This window comes from Brevibacillus sp. MCWH (assembly GCF_013096935.1).
Classification (GTDB): Bacteria; Bacillota; Bacilli; order Brevibacillales; family Brevibacillaceae; genus Brevibacillus; species Brevibacillus aydinogluensis.
Window position 1 is genome coordinate 1 of sequence record NZ_SDLF01000012.1, and the last position, 18,405, is coordinate 18,405.

Genomic DNA, 18,405 nt, shown 5'->3' on the forward strand with positions numbered 1-18,405 from the left:
TCCTTTTCGTTCATCATAGATGGTTTGAATCTGCTGTTTCAGTTCTCCGTCTCTATCCCACTCCTTCTGTGCAAGATATCGATAATACCCACTCCTCGATACACCAAGAAGTTTGGAGAGTTCGGTAATCGGGTACAATGCTGCCACATTCTCCATCACACGATACTTTTTTCTTACACCTCCCGCATCCAGATTTCCAAACACTTTTTTAGAATTTCGTTCTCCCGTTTCAATTTTTTCACATGTCGATCTTGATCGATGTACTCTGGACGTCGTCCACGCTGATCCAAAAGACCGAACTCCCCAAGTTGTTTGTATTTCCGCATCCATTTTTTTACTCGATCCTTATCCTGGATTCCTAAATGCTCAGTGATACGTCTGTATGTCCACTTCTCCTCTACATGCAATCGTATTGCCTCCATTTTCAACGACAAAGGATAATGCTTGAACTTTTGACCTTTGATAGCCATAAAAAATTCACCCCTTAAAGTAACATCGGTTATCCCAAGGGGTTTTTCCAATGTCTACTTTAAGGGGTGCACTCTAAATCGGACAGGGACTTTTGTTGTCTCAACACTCCCGACAGCGCGGGCAGCTGCTGCTGTTCTTCGCCGTGTGCCGGTTTACAGCTTTTTCATCGCCTGGTAGCTGGCTTCGATGGTGCGCTCAATATCCGCTTCCGTATGGGCCAGTGAGACGAACATGCCCTCAAACTGGGACGGCGGAATCATGACGCCTTCTTCCAGCAGGTAGCGGAAGTAGCGGGAGAAGCGCTCCAGATCGGATGTCTTGGCTGTCTCGTAGTTGACGACCGGCGTCTCCGTAAAGAACAGGCACACCATGGAGCCGACGCGGTTTACCGTATGCGGGATGCCCAGCTTCCGTGCGTTGTCCGCCAGTCCTTCTGCCAGGCGGGAAGAGAGTGCATCCAACCGCTCGTAGACCCCGTCCTCACCCAGTATCTGCAGCGTGGTCAATCCCGCTGCCATCGCCAGCGGGTTGCCGGACAGTGTGCCTGCCTGGTAGATCGGTCCCGCCGGTGCTACGTGCTGCATGATGTCCCGCCGGCCGCCGTATGCGCCGACCGGCAGGCCGCCGCCGATCACCTTGCCCATTGTCGTCAAGTCAGGGGTGATGCCGTACAGCTCCTGCGCGCCGCCGCGGGCAACGCGGAAGCCGGTCATCACTTCGTCAAAGATCAGCAGTGTTCCGTAGCGCTGCGTAATCTCCCGCAAGCCCTCCAAAAAGCCTGGCTGCGGCGGTACGACCCCCATGTTGCCGGCGACGGGTTCCACAATTACCGCAGCCAAATCTTCGCCGTACGCTTCAAACGCCATTTTCACGCTTTCCAGATCGTTGTACGGTACGGTGATCGTATGAATGGCCGTCGCTTCCGGCACACCTGGGCTGTCGGGCAGTCCAAGCGTGGCCACGCCAGAGCCCGCCTTGATCAGCAGGCTGTCGGCATGTCCGTGGTAACAGCCCTCAAACTTCATGATTTTGTTCCGCTTGGTATAGCCGCGCGCCAGCCGGAGTGCGCTCATCGTCGCCTCCGTGCCGGAGTTGACCATCCGCACCACTTCGACCGACGGGACGATCTCGCAGACCAGCTTGGCCATGTCCGTCTCCCGTTCGGTCGGAGCGCCAAAGCTGGTGCCAAGCGCAGCCGCTTCCTGGATCGCGGCAAGTACTTTCGGGTGGGCATGGCCCAGAATCAGCGGCCCCCAGGAACCGATGTAGTCGATGTAGGTGTTGCCGTCCACATCGACGACGCGCGCTCCCTCTCCTTTGGCAATGTAGACGGGATTGCCGCCCACGCTTTTAAACGCCCGTACCGGGCTGTTTACTCCGCCCGGTATGTACTGCTGTGCTTCCGCAAACAGCCGGATCGATTTTTCCATCTTCATCGCCTGCTCACCTCGCCAGCCATTTTGCCACGTCTTTGGCATGATAGGTAATGATCAGGTCGGCACCGGCCCGCTTGAAGCCGACCATCGTTTCCATGACAATCCGCTCTTCGTCGATCCAGCCGTTGGCCGCCGCCGCTTTGACCATGGAGTACTCGGCGCTCACGTTGTAGACGACGATCGGCAGATGAAAGGACTCACGCAGGCGCAGCACCATGTCCATGAACGCCAGCCCCGGTTTGACCATCAGGAAGTCAGCCCCCTCCGCCACGTCGGAAGCTGCTTCGCGCAGCCCTTCACGGGCGTTGGCCGGGTCCATCTGGTACGCCTTGCGGTCGCCCGACTTGGGCGCGGAATGAGCCGCATCCCGGAATGGGCCGTAGAACGACGAGGCGTATTTGACCGCGTAGGACATGATCGGCACGTGAGTAAAGCCGGCTTCGTCCAGCGCCGCACGAATTGCCGCCACAAAGCCGTCCATCATGTTGGACGGTGCGATGATGTCTGCTCCCGCTTTCGCCTGCGAGACTGCCGTCTTTGCCAGCAGCGTCAGCGATTCGTCATTGACTACGTCGCCGTCGCGCAGCACGCCGCAGTGGCCGTGGTCGGTGTATTGGCACAGACAGGTGTCGGCGATCACGACCAGTTCAGGATGTCTTTCCTTGATCTGACGGATGGCTCGCTGCGTCACGGCGTCGTCGTTGTAGGCTTCCGAACCGCAGGCGTCCTTGTGCTCCGGCACACCGAAGACCAGCACGGACTGGATGCCCAACGCTGCCACCTCGTCAATTTCCTCGTTCAGGCGGTCCAGCGAGAAGTGATAGACGCCCGGCATGGAGGGAATTTCCTCCTTGATATTCGAACCTTCCACCACAAAGATCGGGTAGATCAGATCCTCCACACGAACGTGGTTTTCGCGTACCAAGCTGCGCATCGCCGCGCTGGAACGAAGCCGGCGATGACGGTCAAATGTGAGTGCCATGTACATCCCCTCCCAGATTTGCTGTTAACGCTTGCAACAAGCCGTCCACCGTGTACTCCCTGGCCACGGCGTGAACCGGCAGGCCGAGGCGCTTGGCCGTCTCAGCCGTAACCGGCCCGATGCAGGCAATCCGCACGGAGGCCAGCAAGCCGTCCAACCCGTACGGGGCCATCACCTGCGTGAAGTGCTGCACCGTGGATGAACTGGTAAACGCAATCGCGTCGATTTCCCCCCGGCGCAGCCGCTCCGCCGCTTCCGGGGCATTCGCGCCGTCGATAACCGTTTCATAGGCGTCCACCTCGGTCACCTGCAGCCCCATGCGGCGCAGTTCATCCGGCAGCGTCTTGCGGGCGATGTCTGCCCGCGGCAGCAGCACCCGCTGGCCCGGTGTCAGACGCCCCTGGAGCGCGGTGAGCATGCCCTCCGCCACGTAGTCGGACGGAATCACATCCGCCGTCCAGCCGTGTTTTGCCAGTTCGGCAGCTGTCTTGGGTCCGACCGCCGCCACGAGGCCGGTCATCCGATCCGGACTCACGCCCAACTGCCGCATTCGCTCCAGAAAAAAGCGGACGCCGTTGACGCTGGTGAACATCACCCAGTCAAACGAATCCAGGCGGCCAATTGCGTCGTCAAGCGGTCCCGTGTCGGTCGGCGGCACCATTTTCAGCAGCGGAAACTCGTATGCCTCGCCGCCCAGCGCCTCAATCTTTTCCACCAGCTCGCGGGCCTGGCTGCGGGCTCGCGTCACCATCACCCGGACGCCGGAAAGCGGCAGGCGATCCTCGCCAATCGGCGTCAGCCGGTTCATCCCAGATTCTCCTTCTGCACCTCTGCCAGCACCTCGCCGGCTCCTTCCGCCAGCAGGGTGTCAGCCAGTTCCCGGCCGAGTGCGTCCGGATCGGTGCCGGAGACTGTCCGCTTGAACACCCGTTTTCCGTCAGGCGACGCGACCAGACCGGTCAGTGTCACGGTCGGCGCGGCATCGCCCGGCGCTTCCGCCACGGTGGCGTAAGCCCCGATCGGCACCTGGCAGCCGCCCTGCAAACGGTGCAGGAAGCTGCGCTCTGCCGTCACCGCCAGGCGGGTCGGCGGGTCGTCCAGGCGGCGCAGCAGCGCGAGCGTCTCCTCGTCGTCCGCCCGGCACTCGATGGCCAATGCCCCCTGCCCAACCGCCGGCACGCTGATCTCTACCGGCAGATACTGGCTGATCGTTCCGTCCCACTTGACCCGCTCCAGTCCGGCCGCCGCCAGGATGATGGCGTCGAAATTGCCTTCGTTCAGTTTGCGGATGCGCGTATCGATATTGCCGCGCAGCGATTCGATCTGGATGTCCGGCCGGTAGGCCAACAGCTGTGCGGAGCGGCGCAGGCTGCTCGTGCCCACCAGCGCCCCGTGCGGCAGCTCATCCAGCGTCTTGCCGTCCTTGGACAAGAGCACGTCGCGGGGGTCCACCCGCTTGGGAATTGCCCCGATCACCAGTCCCTCCGGCAGCTCTGCCGGCATGTCCTTCAGACTGTGCACGGCCAGGTCCGTCTCCTTGTCCAGCAGCGACTGCTCGATTTCCTTGACGAACAGTCCCTTGCCGCCCACCTTGGACAGGGTGACGTCCAGGATGCGGTCTCCTTTCGTGACGATTTCGTGCAGTTCAAACGACGCCTCGGGCGCAAGCCGTTTCAATTGGTCCACGACCCAATTGGTCTGGGTGAGCGCCAGCATGCTGCGGCGCGTTCCTACCTTCCAGTTTCTCATGGTAGCCTCCTTGCGTGGCGGTTACAGCCATCTGTGAAATGTGGAGATGTCGGTGGCCAGAAAGTTGACCAAGAGCAGCAGAAACGCCGTCAGGTTAAACTGGGCCAGCCGCCGCATCTGCCAGGTGTCGCTGAAACGCTTGTACAGCCAGTACGAATACGCCCCCAGCACCAGGGTCGACAGCAGCACCTTGGCATCGAGCCAAAACTTCTCGGGCAGGACCACCCTGCCCCAGATGATCCCGAGAATGATTGCCAAGAGCAGCATCGGCACCCCGACCATGTTCATCCGGTACGCGTACGCTTCCAGCATGTCGAGGCTGGGCAGCCGCCGCAGCAGCGGCGTCCAGCGTTTTTCTTTCAGCATCTTGTGCTGCAGCAGGTACATCGCCGAAAAGATCATCGACAGGGAAAACGCCCCGTAGCTGAACAACGCCAGCGTGATGTGGATCAAGAGCAGGTCCGACGTGAGCGTTTCCGATATGGCCGTCAACGGCGTCTCCGGCAAAAACATGGAGAGCACCAGCACGACAAAGCCGATCACATTGGTAAAGAATACCAGCAAATCGATGCGAAAAAAATAATTAATCAGAAGTGACAGGGAGACCAGCACCCAGGAATAAAAAAAGAGCGTCTCAAACAGTGTGATGACGGGAAAGTACGATTTCGCCGCCACCTGTGAGACGAAAAAAGCGGATTGCAAGGCCCAAACGACAGCAAGCAACCCGAAAGCCAGGCGATTGACTTTCCGGTTGCTTTGCAAGAAGTCGTTGAAATAGAAGAGAACACTTGCAGCGTAGAGAAAGATCGTCAGGTCGTAGATCCATCTCGCGTCGGCCATGTACGCTCTCCTCTCTTTCCATTTCGGTCCCTACTCGCGGAAGCCGGACGCAACGACCTGCTCACGAGAGGACAAGTGTTTTTTTTTCTCTTTTTCCCAGTCGGCTTCCCGCTCAAACCGCTCCAGGGTCTCTTCCAATGCAAAGATGGTTGAGAACATGTCCAACACGTCGTCCCCGTTCGACTTGGCCGCCATCTCTTTCAGACGGACGACCGGATCGTGCAATAACTGATTAATCATGCCCTTGGTCGTCTTGCGAATGATGTGCAGCTCGCGTTCGGTCAGGTTGGACAGCTTGTTCTCCATTTTGCGCATTCCTTCGCTGTGGATCGCCTCCGCCTTTTCACGCAGCGCGGCAATCAGCGGTGAAACGCCCAGCGTCTGGTACCAGGTGGTGAAGGCGACGATTTCATCGGCAATCATCCCCTCCAGCCGCTCCGCCTCGCGGGAACGCTCCGCCAGGTTGCTGGCGACAATACCTTCCAGATCATCAATATCGTAAAGGTAGACGTTATCCAGTTCGTGCAGGCCGGGGTCCAGATCCCGCGGCACAGCGATGTCGATCATAAACAACGGGCGGTGTTTGCGACGCTTCATGATCGGCATGAGCTGTTCCTTGGTGATCACATAGCCTGCAGCTCCTGTGGAGCTGATGACGATGTCGGCGGTGAGCAGTGCCTCAGGCAACTGCTCCATCGTACAGGCGTCCCCTTTGAATTTCTCCGCCAACATCCGGGCACGCTCCAGCGTCCGATTAGCGACCCGCACGTGCTGTGAACCGTTGGCGTGCAGGTGTTTGGCGGTCAGCTCGCTCATTTTGCCCGCGCCGACGATCAGCACTTCCTTGCCCGCGAAGGAGCCAAAAATCTTTTTCCCCAGTTCCACCGCGGCGTAGCTGACGGAGACAGCGTTTTGGCCGATCCCCGTTTCCGTGTGGGCCCGCTTGGCAAACGTGACCGCCTGCTTGAACAGCATGTTGAACACCGTTCCGGTCGTCTTGAGCTGCTGGGCGAGCAGGAAAGCGTCCCGTACCTGTCCGAGGATTTGCGTCTCGCCCACCACCATGGAGTCAAGGCCGCAAACGACACGGAACAGGTGTTCAATCGCTTCTTCGTTTCCTTTTATATAAAGATGTTGCTTGAACGACTCTTTGTCGACGCCAAACCACTCCGCCAGAAATCTCAGCACGTAGTCCCGCCCCACGTTCAACTGATCGCAGACCACGTAGATTTCCGTGCGGTTGCACGTTCCGAGAATGACGCATTCCGCTATGCTCTTCGTCTGGGAGAGGAGATGAAGAGCGCGTGCTGTCCCGTCATCGCTGAACGTGAATTTTTCCCGAATTTCGACTGGTGCTGTTTTGTAATTAAGACCCAGCAAAAGGATATCCATAATGTCCTCCCGGTATTACATGCCAGTCGGCTCTGTGTAAAATGCACTATTATTATAACATTATGTCCCCAAACGACCACTTGTAAATGTGAAAAGTTTATTAACGGGTGCAGCTGGGTCTTGATCCTACAGGCGAAACCGCTTCGTGATTCGCTGCAGCGACATCGTCTTCTCGGCCAGTGTCTCTGCTTCCTCTGCCAGCAGATGCACGCCGCCTGCCTGCTGCTCTACGGCGCTGGCCGCCGCCGAGACGCTCTCCGCAATCTGGCCTGCGATCGTCTTTACCTGGGTCAGCGTCTGGCCGATCGCCCCGCAGTGCTGGGCAAGCCGCTCGGCCCACGCGGCGTTTTGGGCCGACAGTGCCTGGTTGGCGTCCACCACCACCTGCAGGCTGCGGATCGCCTCACCCGCTTCCCGCACGTGACGGCTGGAGCGTCGCAGGTCGTCCAACTGGCGCTCCACTTCTGCCGCCGTCTCGGTCACGTCCGCATGAATGGCGGCTGCGGTGGACAGGATGCTGTCCGCAAACTGCGCGGTCTCCTCCGCCAGCTCACGAATCTCTGCCGCCACCACGGCAAAGCCCCGGCCGTGTTCCCCGGCTCGAGCCGCCTCAATGGATGCGTTGAGCGCCAGCATATTGGTCTGCCGGGCAATCTTGGTGATCGCCGCCACCTGCTGCCGAATCTGTTCCGCAGCCTGTGCCAGTTGGCGGATCGCTTCCGCCGTTTCGGCCATGCCGGACTCCGCTTGTCCCACCTGGCGGGAAGCTGTCTTCACCGCATGGTTGCCCCGCTCCGTGGTCATCGTGGCGCTCTCGCTCATCTCTCTCGTCTTGTTCAGGGCCGTCTGCATCTCCGTCAGCATGGCTGTCATTTCCTGCAGGTGCTCGACCGCTTCGGCGGCCACGTGGGCCTGTTCCTCGGTCCCCGACTGAAACTGCTGCATCATGCCGCTCAGTTCGTCAAAGGTGTCCCGCAGTTCCCGTGACCGCAGCGCCTGCTTGCGGCTGATCTCCCCCGTGCTGTCCGCCGCACCCGCGATCTCGCTTACGATGTTCTGGATGCCGATCGCCATCTTGTTTAGTTCCAGCCCCGTCTGATGAAATTCATTGCGCGAGCGGGTGACCACTTTCCGGGTCAGATCGCCGGACGAGACGGCCCGGGTCAGCTCGCGCCATTCCTGCAGGCTGGTGCGCATGATCCGGTATATCCACAGGCTGCCGATCAACCCCGCGCCGAGCGAAACGAACGCCCATACCGCCGTTTCGGCAAGCGGCAGCCCCCTCCCAAGCAAGGCCGCCCATCCGCACAGCGGCGGGATACAGCCGAGACCGATCAGCGCCGGTCCCAAAAACGGCCGGTGCAGAATCGTGCCCATCCGGAGGACGTACCGTCTGCCGCCAAATGTGCCGATCGGAGCGGCGGTGTCGATCAGCCGCTCGCCCGTGTTGCGCAGGTAAAGCTGGGAGAGGACTTCGCGCGCCGCGGCTGCACGCCGTCCCACCTCGTCGTCAAACACGATGCCCTCCCGCAGCCGGTTGGTATGGATGTGTCCGTATCCCGTCTCGTCGACAATGACGAAGTATTCGCGATTCCCCAACTGCTCGTCCAGAATCCTTCGGACAGCTTCCCGTTTCTCCTCCAACCCGCTGCTGCCTGCCAACAGCTCGGCCAACCGCTGGGCGGTGCGGGTCACTTTGGTTTCCGCCCGGCGGGCCCGCCGCGACCGAAGTACGGACTGATTCATGTGAATCCCCCTTTTGACTTTTCTTTATTTTCCGATATTTACATGCAATTGCCAAGCTGAACTCCACCTGTGCTTGATTTCCCCTCTGGCATGCCGTATCATGCAGGCATGGAACCGAAACGTTTGCAATCGTCTGAATCATTCGGAAGGAGAGAAACAACCGTTGAAAAAACAATGGATGGCTGACGTGACCCTGTTTCTGATCGCGTTTGTCTGGGGAGCCACGTTCCTCGTCGTCCAGCAGGCCATCGCCGCTCTGCCGCCCAACGCCTTCAATGCGGTGCGCTTTTCCATCGCCACTCTCTTTCTGCTCGCCATCCATTGTCTGATCGATCGCGAGCAGCTGAGGAGCTGGAACTTCCCGCTGATCAAGGCCGGATGTCTGATCGGATTTTGGCTCTGTCTGGGCTACGCCCTGCAGACGGTTGGATTGATGTACACCACACCGTCCAAAGCGGGCTTTATTACCGGTCTGTCGGTAGTGCTGGTCCCGCTGTTTTCCTTTCTGATCCTGCGCGAGAAGATCAAACCTGCCGCCATCACCGGCACGCTGATCGCCGCCTGCGGGCTCTACCTGCTGACGAAAACCTCGTCGCTTGCGTTCAACCTCGGCGACGTGCTGGTCTTCGGCTGCGCCATCTGCTTTGCGCTGCAGATCGTCGCCACCGGCAAATACGCTCCTCGATTTCCTGCCCTCCCGCTGGCGATCGTCCAGTTGGGGACGGTGGCCGCGCTGAGCTGGGGGTATGCGCTGTTGTTCGAGGACTGGCGCCTTGCCTTCGACCCGGCGGTGCTGCTGGCGCCGGAAGTGGCGCGCGGTCTGATCGTGACCTCGATCTTTGCCACCGCGCTCGCCTTTTTGGCCCAGACGGCGCTGCAAAAGAAGACGAGTTCCACCCGTGTGGCGCTGATCTTCTCCCTGGAGCCGGTGTTTGCCGCGCTCACTTCGTACCTGTGGATTCACGAAGTGCTGACAGCGCGGCAATTGGCGGGATGCGCCCTGATCTTTACCGGAATGATCCTGGCGGAGCTGCCGATCCAGGAATGGTGGAAAAATCGGCGCATCAGGCTCAATCAGGATGATGGCAGCCGAGAGTCGGCGTAATGAACAGTGACAGATAAAAAAACGGGGCTGGCTTTTGTGCCAGTCCCGTTTTTTCACATTTTCACATTTTCACAGCACACAGACGGGTGCGGTTTGCCCGCTTGCCCCACGCAGATACGCGCTTGGTTACCTCGTCTGTTTCAACTCCAGCAGCACCGCTTCCACAAACAGTTTCATCACGTTGCCGCACACCTTTTGCGGCAACCGTTCGGTCCGCTTCATCCAGCGCTTCAGCCGAAACAGGTGATACGCCGCCGTGAGCGTCCGGCCGCTTGTGCCCGCCTCGATCATGGCGGTAACCGACTGCCCGACCTTGGCCCAATGCCGGTACTTTTCCACCCAGCCGCCAATTTCGGCGGCCAGTTTGCGGTTGCGCATCCGCTCCATTAAGTGCAGCGCCGTCTCTTCCATATCGGCAAACAGACGTCCGAGCATGCGCAGTCCCGCCTGCCTGTCCCCGTACAAAAACTGAAAGCGAAACTGCAGAAACGCCTCCAGCAGCGCCGGCGACTCGGTCTCGTTGAGAAACGAACCCTGCACATTGTCTGCGAAGCGGAGTACGGCGGCGGCGTCTTCCGGACCGGCCACTTCTTCCACGGCCTTGGCCCATGCCAAGGCTGGATCGTACCCTTCCGGATCGCGCAGGTAAGCCGCTGCCGTCAGGAGCGGTATCTTTGAGCTCTCCGCCCGCGCCATCGGATTGGCCACGTATCCGGCTACGTGCCGCCACAGACCGGGATCGCGGTGGCGCAGCGGGCCAATGTGCAGCTCATCGGCCATCGCCAGGTCGTTTACCGGATAATTGTCCCAAATCAGCGGTTTGTGCCCCGTCCGTTCTGCAAAAAAGCGGGCGTCCGCCTCGGGCAAAAACGGCGAGCAGACAAAGCGGCCGGTCCAAAACAGGTCGATTGACTCCGGCAGGCGCTGTCCCAGTTCCGTGATGTACGGTTCGTCGCCCATGCCGTGATACTGGGTGGGACAAACGGTCAGCTCCACTCGCTCCTCCCAGCCATCGATCACCTCGTGCAGCTTCAGCACTACTTCCGCGTGCGCTTGCGCCAGCGTGCGGTAGCGGCTTACGTCCGCCGGATGCATCAAGGCCAGCGGGATGTCGTCAAACAGCAGGGCGAAGTGACGCACGCCCCGTTCGTACATGGACCGGTACTTTGCCAACAGGCGGGAAACATGGCTGTCATCGGCGTACTCCATATTCAAGCCGGGGCTCAAGCAGTAGACAAACCGCACCCCGGACTCCCGAGCGCACGCCATCCAGCCCTCCATCTGCTCCAAAGCCTCGGGCGGATGCGGCTCCTGCCAGCGTTCCCGCAAATAGGGATCGTCCTTGGGCGAGTAATAGTACGTATTAAACCCATGCCGCCCCAAAAAGCGAATCATGTCCAGCCGCTCCGCATTCGTCCACGGAGTGCCGTAGTAACCTTCGATTACACCGCGTACGGGAAAAAACTCACGGTTGTGCATGGACACCCCTCTTTTCCCGCAGGTGTTACGACGGGGCGTTGCCCGATTCCACCGTTTCCGGCGTCCCGCCTGCGAGATCCTGCTCAACTTCAGGGGCAGTTTCTTCCTGACGCTGCAAGCGGCGAACGATTTCACCCCACAGTTCGTCCCGTCCCTGGCCCGTTTCCGAAGAAAAGATAATGAGTGCATCGTCACCGCGCATCTTGAGTTGTTCGCGGATTACTTTCGTATGCTGAAGCCAGCGGCCGCGAGCGATCTTGTCCCCCTTGGTGGCCACGACCACGGTGGGAATGCCGATTTCCTTGCACCAGTCGTACATCGCCACATCATCCTTGCTGGGCGCGTGGCGGATGTCCACCAACTGAATCACAAACCGCAGCTCCTTGCGCTGCTTCAGATAATTTTCAATCATTTTGCCCCATTGCTGTTTCAGCGATTTTGCCACTTTGGCGTAGCCGTAACCGGGGAAGTCGACAAAATAGAGCATGTTGTTGACACGAAAGTAGTTCAGCGTCTGTGTTTTTCCCGGCTTGGAACTGGTACGGGCCAGCCCCTTGCGATTCATCATTTTGTTTAACAGCGAGGACTTGCCTACGTTGGAGCGGCCCACCAGGGCGATCTCCGGCAAGCCATCTGTCGGGTACTGTTTGGGTCCGACGGCGCTGATGACAAACTCAGCCGATGTGATCTTCATCGCGTTTCACCAACCGCTTGCCGGGTAAGCGCGTTGCGCAGGACCTCGTCCATGTGTTCCACCGTGATCAGTTTCAATTCCTTGCGCACGCTTTCCGGGATGTCTTCGATGTCTTTTTCGTTTTCCTTGGGCAGGATCACCGTCGTCAGTCCGGCCCGATGAGCGGACAGCGCCTTTTCTTTCAGTCCGCCGATCGGCAGCACACGGCCGCGCAGGGTGATCTCACCGGTCATGCCCACCTCTTTGCGCACCGGGATGCCGGTCAGGGCAGAGACGAGCGCCGTGGCGATGGTGATGCCGGCAGACGGACCGTCTTTGGGGATCGCTCCTTCCGGCACGTGAATGTGGATGTCGTTTTTCTCGTGGAACTCGGGGTCGATGTTCCACGCGGCGGCGCGGGAACGGATGTAGCTGAATGCCGCCTGAGCCGACTCCTTCATGACGTCACCGAGCTGACCGGTCAGCGTCAGTTTGCCCTTGCCAGGCAGAATGCTCACTTCTACGTTCAGCGTGTCGCCGCCCGCCTGCGTCCAGGCCAGGCCGGTTACGGCACCCACCTGGTCTTCCCGCTCAGCCAGGCCGTAGCGATAGCGCGGTTTGCCCAGCAGGCTCTCCACCGTTTTGGGCGTCACCACGACCCGCTTTTTCTCGCCGCTGACGATCAGCCTGGCTGCTTTTCGGCAGATGTTGGCCGCTTCCCGATTCAGGTTGCGCACGCCCGCTTCTCTGGTGTACTGACGAATTACCTTCAGCATCGCCTCTTCGTTCATCTGCAGCTTATCCCTGCCCAGCCCGTGCTCTTCCATCTGCTTGGGCAGCAGGTAGTCGCGCATGATGTGCAGCTTTTCCAGCTCGGTGTAGCCGGCGATGGAGATGACCTCCATCCGGTCCAACAGCGGGCGGGGAATCGTATGCGTGCTGTTGGCCGTCGTGATAAACATCACGTTGGTCAAATCGTAGGTCTCCTCGATGTAATGGTCGCTGAACTTGTCATTCTGGTTGGGGTCCAGCACTTCCAGCAGCGCGGAAGCGGGATCGCCGCGAAAGTCGGAGGCCAGCTTGTCGATTTCATCCAGGAGAAAGACGGGGTTGATCGTGCCTGCCTGTTTCATCCCCTGGATGATCCGGCCCGGCAGCGCACCCACATAGGTGCGGCGGTGGCCGCGAATCTCCGCCTCGTCACGCACCCCGCCCAGCGAGATGCGGACAAACTCCCGCTCCAGGGCACGCGCAATGGAACGGGCGAGCGACGTTTTCCCCACGCCGGGAGGCCCGACCAGGCAGAGGATGGGACCGCGCATGGAATTGACCAGCTTTTGCACCGCCAGATACTCCAATACCCGTTCCTTCGGTTTTTCCAGCCCGTAGTGGTCTTCGTTCAGCACCTGTTCCGCGTGATGGATGTCCAGATTGTCGACGGTCCTGCGCGTCCACGGCAGGGACAGCAGCGTGTCGATGTAGGTCCGGATCACCGCTCCTTCGGCGGACGTGGTCGGCATTTTCTCCAGGCGCTCCAGTTCTTTCTCGATCTTGTTCTTGATCCGCTCGGGAGCGTCGGATTTCTCCAGCTGGGCGCGCAGTTCATCCACTTCACTCTGCCGCCCGTCTTTTTCGCCCAGCTCTTTTTGGATCGCTTTCATTTGCTCACGCAGGTAGTATTCCTTCTGCGTCCGCTCCATCTGCTTCTTGACGCGGTTGCTGATCTTGCGCTCCAGTTCCAGCACCTCGCGCTCGTTGTTGAGGATGTCGAGGAGAATGTTGAGCCGCTCCTTGATGTTGGTCGTCTCCAAAATCTCCTGTTTGTCCTTCATTTTCAGCGGCAGATGGGAGGCGATCACGTCGGCCAGCCGACCCGGTTCCTCGATGTCGCTTACGGATGTAAGCGCCTCCGGTGAAATCTTTTTGGACAGCTTGATGTACTGTTCAAAATGGCTAAGCACGGCGCGCATCAGCGCTTCCACTTCGTTCTCGTCAGCCTTTTCCTCTTCCAGGTACGTGATCGAGACCTGGAAGAAATCATCCTGCCGTATATATTCATCGATTCGGGCCCGCTGCAGGCCTTCCACGAGGACGCGAATCGTGCCGTTCGGCAGCTTCAGCATCTGTTTGACCCGTGCGACAGTGCCGACGCTGAAGATTTGCTCGGCGCTGGGTTCTTCTATGTGGACTTCTTCCTGCGTCGCCAACAGGATCTGGTTGTCATCCACCATGGCCTGCTCCAGGGCGCGGACTGATTTTTCCCGTCCCACATCCAAATGGAGTACCATGGATGGATACACAAGCAGTCCGCGCAACGGGAGAAGCGGTATCTCTCGTTTACCGGAACGTTCGCCCAAGCTTATGCACCTCTCCTTGATCTGTACGAATTGCCTGCTTAACATGCAAAAACGGCTCAGACAGCCGTTTTTGAACATCGCGTAAGCTTCGCAGTGAAGCTTTTTATCATTGTAGCGCAAACGGAATCCGATGTCTAATTTCCGGGCGCACCGCCGTTACAGCGCGCCATTACAACGACAGAGACGAAGAGGCGAGATCTTCCGCCGGAAGCTGCAGGGTGAAACCGGCGCTCTCCGTCTCCGGTTCTGCCAGAAGGGCCAGATCGATTGCCTGCTGCACGGTGGAGACGGGTATCACTTCGATGTCCTGCATGTCGGCAAACAGCGACTGCCAGTTCTCCTCGGGAATCAGCACGCGTTTTGCCCCTGCCTGTCGGGCGGCTTCCACCTTGGCCACTACGCCGCCGACCGGTTTTACCTTGCCGTGGATGCTCACTTCCCCTGTCATGGCAACCAGGTTGTCTACCGGCCTCTCCTTGATCGCCGAATAAATGGCGACGGCAATCGTGATGCCTGCCGAGGGACCGTCTACCGGCACACCGCCGGGAAAGTTGATGTGCAGGTCGTAATCGTACGGCTGGACCCCCAGCCGATTCAGCACGGTCAACACGTTTTCGATCGAGCCTTTGGCCATCGACTTGCGCCGGACCGTGCGGCTGCGGCCGCCTATTTCCTCTTCTTCGACCAGGCCGGTCATGGTGACGCGGCCGGCTCCGGGTGTCGACGCCCGGCTGGCGGTCACCTCCAGCTCCATCACGCTGCCCATGTTGGGGCCGTACACAGCCAGGCCGTTGACCAGCCCCACCTGCGGCGTGTCATGCACCTGCTTTTCCTGGCGCGGCGATTTTTGGCTGCTGTGCACGACCCATTCCACATCGGCGGCGCGGATCGTCGAGCGCCCCTCGGTCATTGCGATCCCTGCCGCGATCTGCAGCGTGTTGATCGCCTCCCGGCCGTTGGTGGCGTACCGTTCGATGACGCCGACCGCGTCGTCCTCCATCGACATGTCCATTTTGGAGACGGCGGTGCGGACGATGCTCCCGATCTCCGCCGGCTTGAGCGGCCGGAAAAAAATCTCCAGGCACCGGGAGCGGAGCGCTGCCGGCAGTTCTTCCGGCATCCTCGTCGTCGCACCCACGAGGCGAAAATCGGCCGGCAGTCCGTACTTGAATATCTCGTGGATGTGTGACGGTATTTGCGTGTTCTCTTCGCTGTAGTAGGCGCTCTCCAGCATCACTTTGCGGTCTTCCAGCACTTTCAGGAGCTTGTTCATCTGGATCGGATGCAGCTCGCCGATTTCATCCAGAAACAGGATTCCGCCGTGGGCCTTGGTCACCGCCCCCGGCTTCGGCTGCGGAACGCCCGACTGGCCCAAGGCGCCAGCACCCTGGTAAATCGGATCGTGTACGGAACCGATCAGCGGATCGGCGATGCCCCTTTCGTCAAAGCGGGCAATGGTCGCGTCTACCTCCACAAACTTGGCGTCGCTGGAAAACGGAGACAGCGGATTCTGCTTCGCTTCTTCCAGCACGACGCGGGCGGCTGCCGTCTTGCCGACGCCCGGCGGACCGTAGATGATGACATGCTGTGGGTTTGGCCCGCACAAGGCGGCACGCAGCGCGCGCAGCCCATCCTCCTGTCCGACGATCTCTTCCAGTTTGGTCGGCCTGGTCTTCTCCGAGAGCGGTTCCGTCAAGGCGATCATCCGCATCCGCCGCAGTTGGTCCAGATCTTTGCGCGACTCCCGGTCACTCGATGTTTTCGCTGACCGCTGGGTGCGGAGCAGATTCCAGAAATAGGTTCCTATGATGATCCCGACGACTACTTCGATACAGGCAATCACCAATGTCGTATAGTCCATCCGTTAACCCTCCCACGCTCACTTCGCACCACATCGAGAAGAAAACGCGTCTGTTGCGGACACATGCGCAAAAGCCGGTTCTTCCTCTCGGGGATGCTTGTTTTTTGTATCAGCCCGTGTATCAGCCCGCGATCGCGAGAAGTCCTTCCTGATACAGTCGTGATCCAATCAAAAAGCGTCTCGTGAACAACTATATTGAGTAGTATTGCCTCGCAATCACGGGCGTAAACAAACCGCTCCGGCATTCCCTTGCACTTTGGCGGGCACTGCCGGCCGGGCGAACAAACGGGAGAGCCATGGAAAAACCACCCCGACAATCGGGGTGGTTGGGATGGCGTTTCCGGCGGTGCCGGTTACGCGCTTTCGTTTTTCAGTTCGCGGCCTTCCTTGGTCAGCAGCTGCGGCTTCACCTTGTCACGCACAGCTTCCTCGGTGATCACGCACTTGCTGATGTCTTCGCGGGACGGCAGTTCGTACATCATGTCGAGCATGATCTGCTCGATGATGGCACGCAGTCCCCGGGCGCCGGTGTTCCGCTTGATCGCTTCCTTGGCGATCTGCGTCAGCGCTCCCGGTTCGAACTCCAGTTCTACGCCGTCTAAGCTCAGCAGTTTTTGGTACTGCTTCACCAGCGAGTTTTTCGGTTCGGTAAGGATGCGGACCAGCGTCTCCTCATCCAGCGGTTCCAGCGTGGCCAGTACGGGGAGACGGCCGACAAATTCCGGAATCAGGCCGAATTTCAGCAGGTCTTCCGGCAGCACGTACTTCAGGTACTCGCCCGGCTTCAGGTCGCCTTTGATACCGTCGCTCAGGTCGGTGCCGAAGCCGATCACCTTTTTGCCCAGACGACGCTTGATGATCTGCTCGATGCCGTCAAACGCACCGCCGCAGATGAACAGAATGTTGGACGTGTCGATCTGGATGAACTCCTGGTGCGGATGCTTCCGGCCGCCCTGCGGCGGCACGCTGGCAACCGTCCCCTCGAGAATTTTCAGCAGCGCCTGCTGTACGCCTTCGCCGGATACGTCGCGGGTGATCGACGGATTTTCCGACTTGCGGGCCACCTTGTCGATCTCGTCGATGTAGATGATGCCCTTCTCCGCCTTTTCCACGTCGTAATCGGCTGCCTGGATCAGCTTGAGCAGGATGTTTTCCACGTCTTCGCCCACGTACCCCGCTTCCGTGAGGGAAGTGGCGTCGGCGATGGCAAACGGCACGTTGAGAATCCGTGCCAACGTCTGGGCCAAGAGCGTCTTCCCGCTTCCGGTCGGACCGATCAGCAGGATGTTTGACTTTTGCAGTTCCACATCCTCGATCTTGGCGCCGGAGTTGATCCGCTTGTAGTGGTTGTACACCGCCACCGAGAGGGATTTTTTCGCCAGATCCTGGCCGATCACGTAATCGTCCAGGATTTTGCGAATCTCCATCGGTTTGGGAATTTCCTTCATGTCGATTTCTTCTTCCGTTCCCAGCTCTTCCTGGACGATTTCGTTGCACAGTTCGATGCACTCGTCGCAGATGTACACGCCGGGCCCGGCCACCAGCTTGCGCACCTGCTCCTGCGACTTGCCGCAGAAGGAGCATTTCAGCTGGCCTTTATCGTCGTTAAACTTAAACATGCGCTTCACCTCACAACGGGTCAGTTTTTCCGTTCAATAATGGCGTCAATCAAACCGTACGCTTTGGCTTCTTCTGCGCTCATGAAGTGATCACGATCGGTGTCCTTTTCCACACGTTCGTATGGCTGACCCGTCCGTTCCGCCAGGATTTGGTTGAGCTGGCGCTTCGTTTTCAAAATCCAGTCCGCGTGGATGCGGATATCCTCTGCCTGGCCGCGTACGCCGCCGAGCGGCTGGTGAATCATCACTTCACTGTTCGGCAGGGCAAACCGCTTCCCTTTTGCTCCCGCAGCCAGCAGAACGGCTGCCATGCTGGCCGCCATGCCGATGCAGATGGTAGACACGTCCGGCTTGATGTGCTGCATCGTGTCGAAGATGGCCATGCCAGCCGTTACGGAACCGCCCGGAGAGTTTATGTAGAGTTGAATGTCCTTGTCCGGGTCTTCCGCTTGCAGGAACAGCAGTTGGGCGACCACCAGGTTGGCCACTTCATCGTCGATCTCGCTGCCGAGAAAGACAATCCGGTCCTTCAACAGGCGCGAATAAATGTCATACGCGCGCTCGCCGCGGTTCGTCTGTTCAATGACCATGGGGATTAGCATATGTATCTCCTCCTCTGCCGTCAAAGAGGTAGCGTGCAGCCGCCGGTCCGACGGCTGTGTCGGAAAAAACGCAAGATGGTGAAAAACAAGGCA

The 18,405-nt window shown here is 59.2% G+C and carries 14 protein-coding genes and 2 pseudogenes; 1 reads left to right on the top strand and 15 read right to left on the bottom strand.

From position 1 onward, the window contains the following. The 9 genes and pseudogenes from ETC00_RS20700 to ETC00_RS12185 form a co-directional block, all read right to left on the bottom strand. Positions 1 to 330: pseudogene (locus tag ETC00_RS20700) on the bottom strand (IS3 family transposase); the annotation flags it as partial. After that, a pseudogene (locus ETC00_RS20705) lies at positions 330 to 470 on the bottom strand (IS3-like element ISBth8 family transposase); the annotation flags it as partial. The pseudogenes ETC00_RS20705 and ETC00_RS20700, both read right to left, overlap by 1 nt. 153 nt (positions 471 to 623) lie before the next feature. Then, positions 624 to 1,907: a glutamate-1-semialdehyde 2,1-aminomutase gene (hemL, locus tag ETC00_RS12155; RefSeq protein WP_171566350.1), complete on the bottom strand. Its 1,284-nt coding sequence runs from the start codon at positions 1,905 to 1,907 to the stop codon at positions 624 to 626. A 7-nt stretch (positions 1,908 to 1,914) separates the two neighbouring features. Then, a complete protein-coding gene (gene hemB / locus ETC00_RS12160; protein WP_171566351.1) occupies positions 1,915 to 2,889 on the bottom strand; it encodes a porphobilinogen synthase in 975 nt (324 codons plus the stop codon). Next, positions 2,873 to 3,697, bottom strand: a complete 825-nt coding sequence (locus ETC00_RS12165) for a uroporphyrinogen-III synthase (protein WP_171566352.1) — start codon at positions 3,695 to 3,697, stop codon at positions 2,873 to 2,875. The genes hemB and ETC00_RS12165 overlap by 17 nt, the downstream gene beginning before the upstream one ends. After that, positions 3,694 to 4,638, bottom strand: coding sequence for a hydroxymethylbilane synthase (gene hemC / locus ETC00_RS12170; RefSeq protein ID WP_171566353.1), 945 nt, complete (start codon positions 4,636 to 4,638; stop codon positions 3,694 to 3,696). The genes ETC00_RS12165 and hemC overlap by 4 nt, the downstream gene beginning before the upstream one ends. 21 nt (positions 4,639 to 4,659) lie before the next feature. Beyond that, a complete protein-coding gene (locus ETC00_RS12175; RefSeq protein WP_171566354.1) occupies positions 4,660 to 5,478 on the bottom strand; it encodes a cytochrome C assembly family protein in 819 nt (272 codons plus the stop codon). A 30-nt stretch (positions 5,479 to 5,508) separates the two neighbouring features. After that, positions 5,509 to 6,870 (bottom strand): glutamyl-tRNA reductase, encoded by a 1,362-nt coding sequence (gene hemA / locus ETC00_RS12180; RefSeq protein WP_171566355.1) that lies wholly within the window; start codon positions 6,868 to 6,870, stop codon positions 5,509 to 5,511. A 126-nt stretch (positions 6,871 to 6,996) separates the two neighbouring features. After that, positions 6,997 to 8,616, bottom strand: coding sequence for a methyl-accepting chemotaxis protein (locus ETC00_RS12185; protein ID WP_171566356.1), 1,620 nt, complete (start codon positions 8,614 to 8,616; stop codon positions 6,997 to 6,999). Between the two features lie 163 nt (positions 8,617 to 8,779). On the opposite strand from ETC00_RS12185, the gene ETC00_RS12190 reads away from it, so the two are divergent. After that, complete coding sequence (locus ETC00_RS12190) at positions 8,780 to 9,721, top strand: DMT family transporter (protein WP_305792674.1); 942 nt, start codon at positions 8,780 to 8,782, stop codon at positions 9,719 to 9,721. Positions 9,722 to 9,847: 126 nt separating this feature from the next. On the opposite strand, the gene ETC00_RS12195 is transcribed toward ETC00_RS12190, so the two are convergent. The 6 genes from ETC00_RS12195 to clpP form a co-directional block, all read right to left on the bottom strand. Next, a complete protein-coding gene (locus ETC00_RS12195; RefSeq protein WP_171566357.1) occupies positions 9,848 to 11,200 on the bottom strand; it encodes a protein O-GlcNAcase in 1,353 nt (450 codons plus the stop codon). 25 nt (positions 11,201 to 11,225) lie between these two features. Then, positions 11,226 to 11,894 (bottom strand): ribosome biogenesis GTP-binding protein YihA/YsxC, encoded by a 669-nt coding sequence (gene yihA, locus ETC00_RS12200; protein WP_171566358.1) that lies wholly within the window; start codon positions 11,892 to 11,894, stop codon positions 11,226 to 11,228. After that, complete coding sequence (gene lon / locus ETC00_RS12205; RefSeq protein ID WP_171566359.1) at positions 11,891 to 14,230, bottom strand: endopeptidase La; 2,340 nt, start codon at positions 14,228 to 14,230, stop codon at positions 11,891 to 11,893. Before lon ends, yihA begins: the two co-directional genes overlap by 4 nt. Before the next feature lie 169 nt (positions 14,231 to 14,399). After that, the gene (lonB, locus tag ETC00_RS12210; protein ID WP_171566360.1) at positions 14,400 to 16,091 is read right to left on the bottom strand and encodes an ATP-dependent protease LonB; all 1,692 of its coding nucleotides are present in this window, start codon (positions 16,089 to 16,091) and stop codon (positions 14,400 to 14,402) included. 353 nt (positions 16,092 to 16,444) lie between these two features. Continuing rightward, positions 16,445 to 17,710, bottom strand: a complete 1,266-nt coding sequence (gene clpX / locus ETC00_RS12215) for an ATP-dependent protease ATP-binding subunit ClpX (RefSeq protein ID WP_171566361.1) — start codon at positions 17,708 to 17,710, stop codon at positions 16,445 to 16,447. 20 nt (positions 17,711 to 17,730) lie between these two features. Beyond that, positions 17,731 to 18,318 (bottom strand): ATP-dependent Clp endopeptidase proteolytic subunit ClpP, encoded by a 588-nt coding sequence (clpP, locus tag ETC00_RS12220; protein ID WP_268255227.1) that lies wholly within the window; start codon positions 18,316 to 18,318, stop codon positions 17,731 to 17,733. Positions 18,319 to 18,405 lie beyond the last annotated feature (87 nt).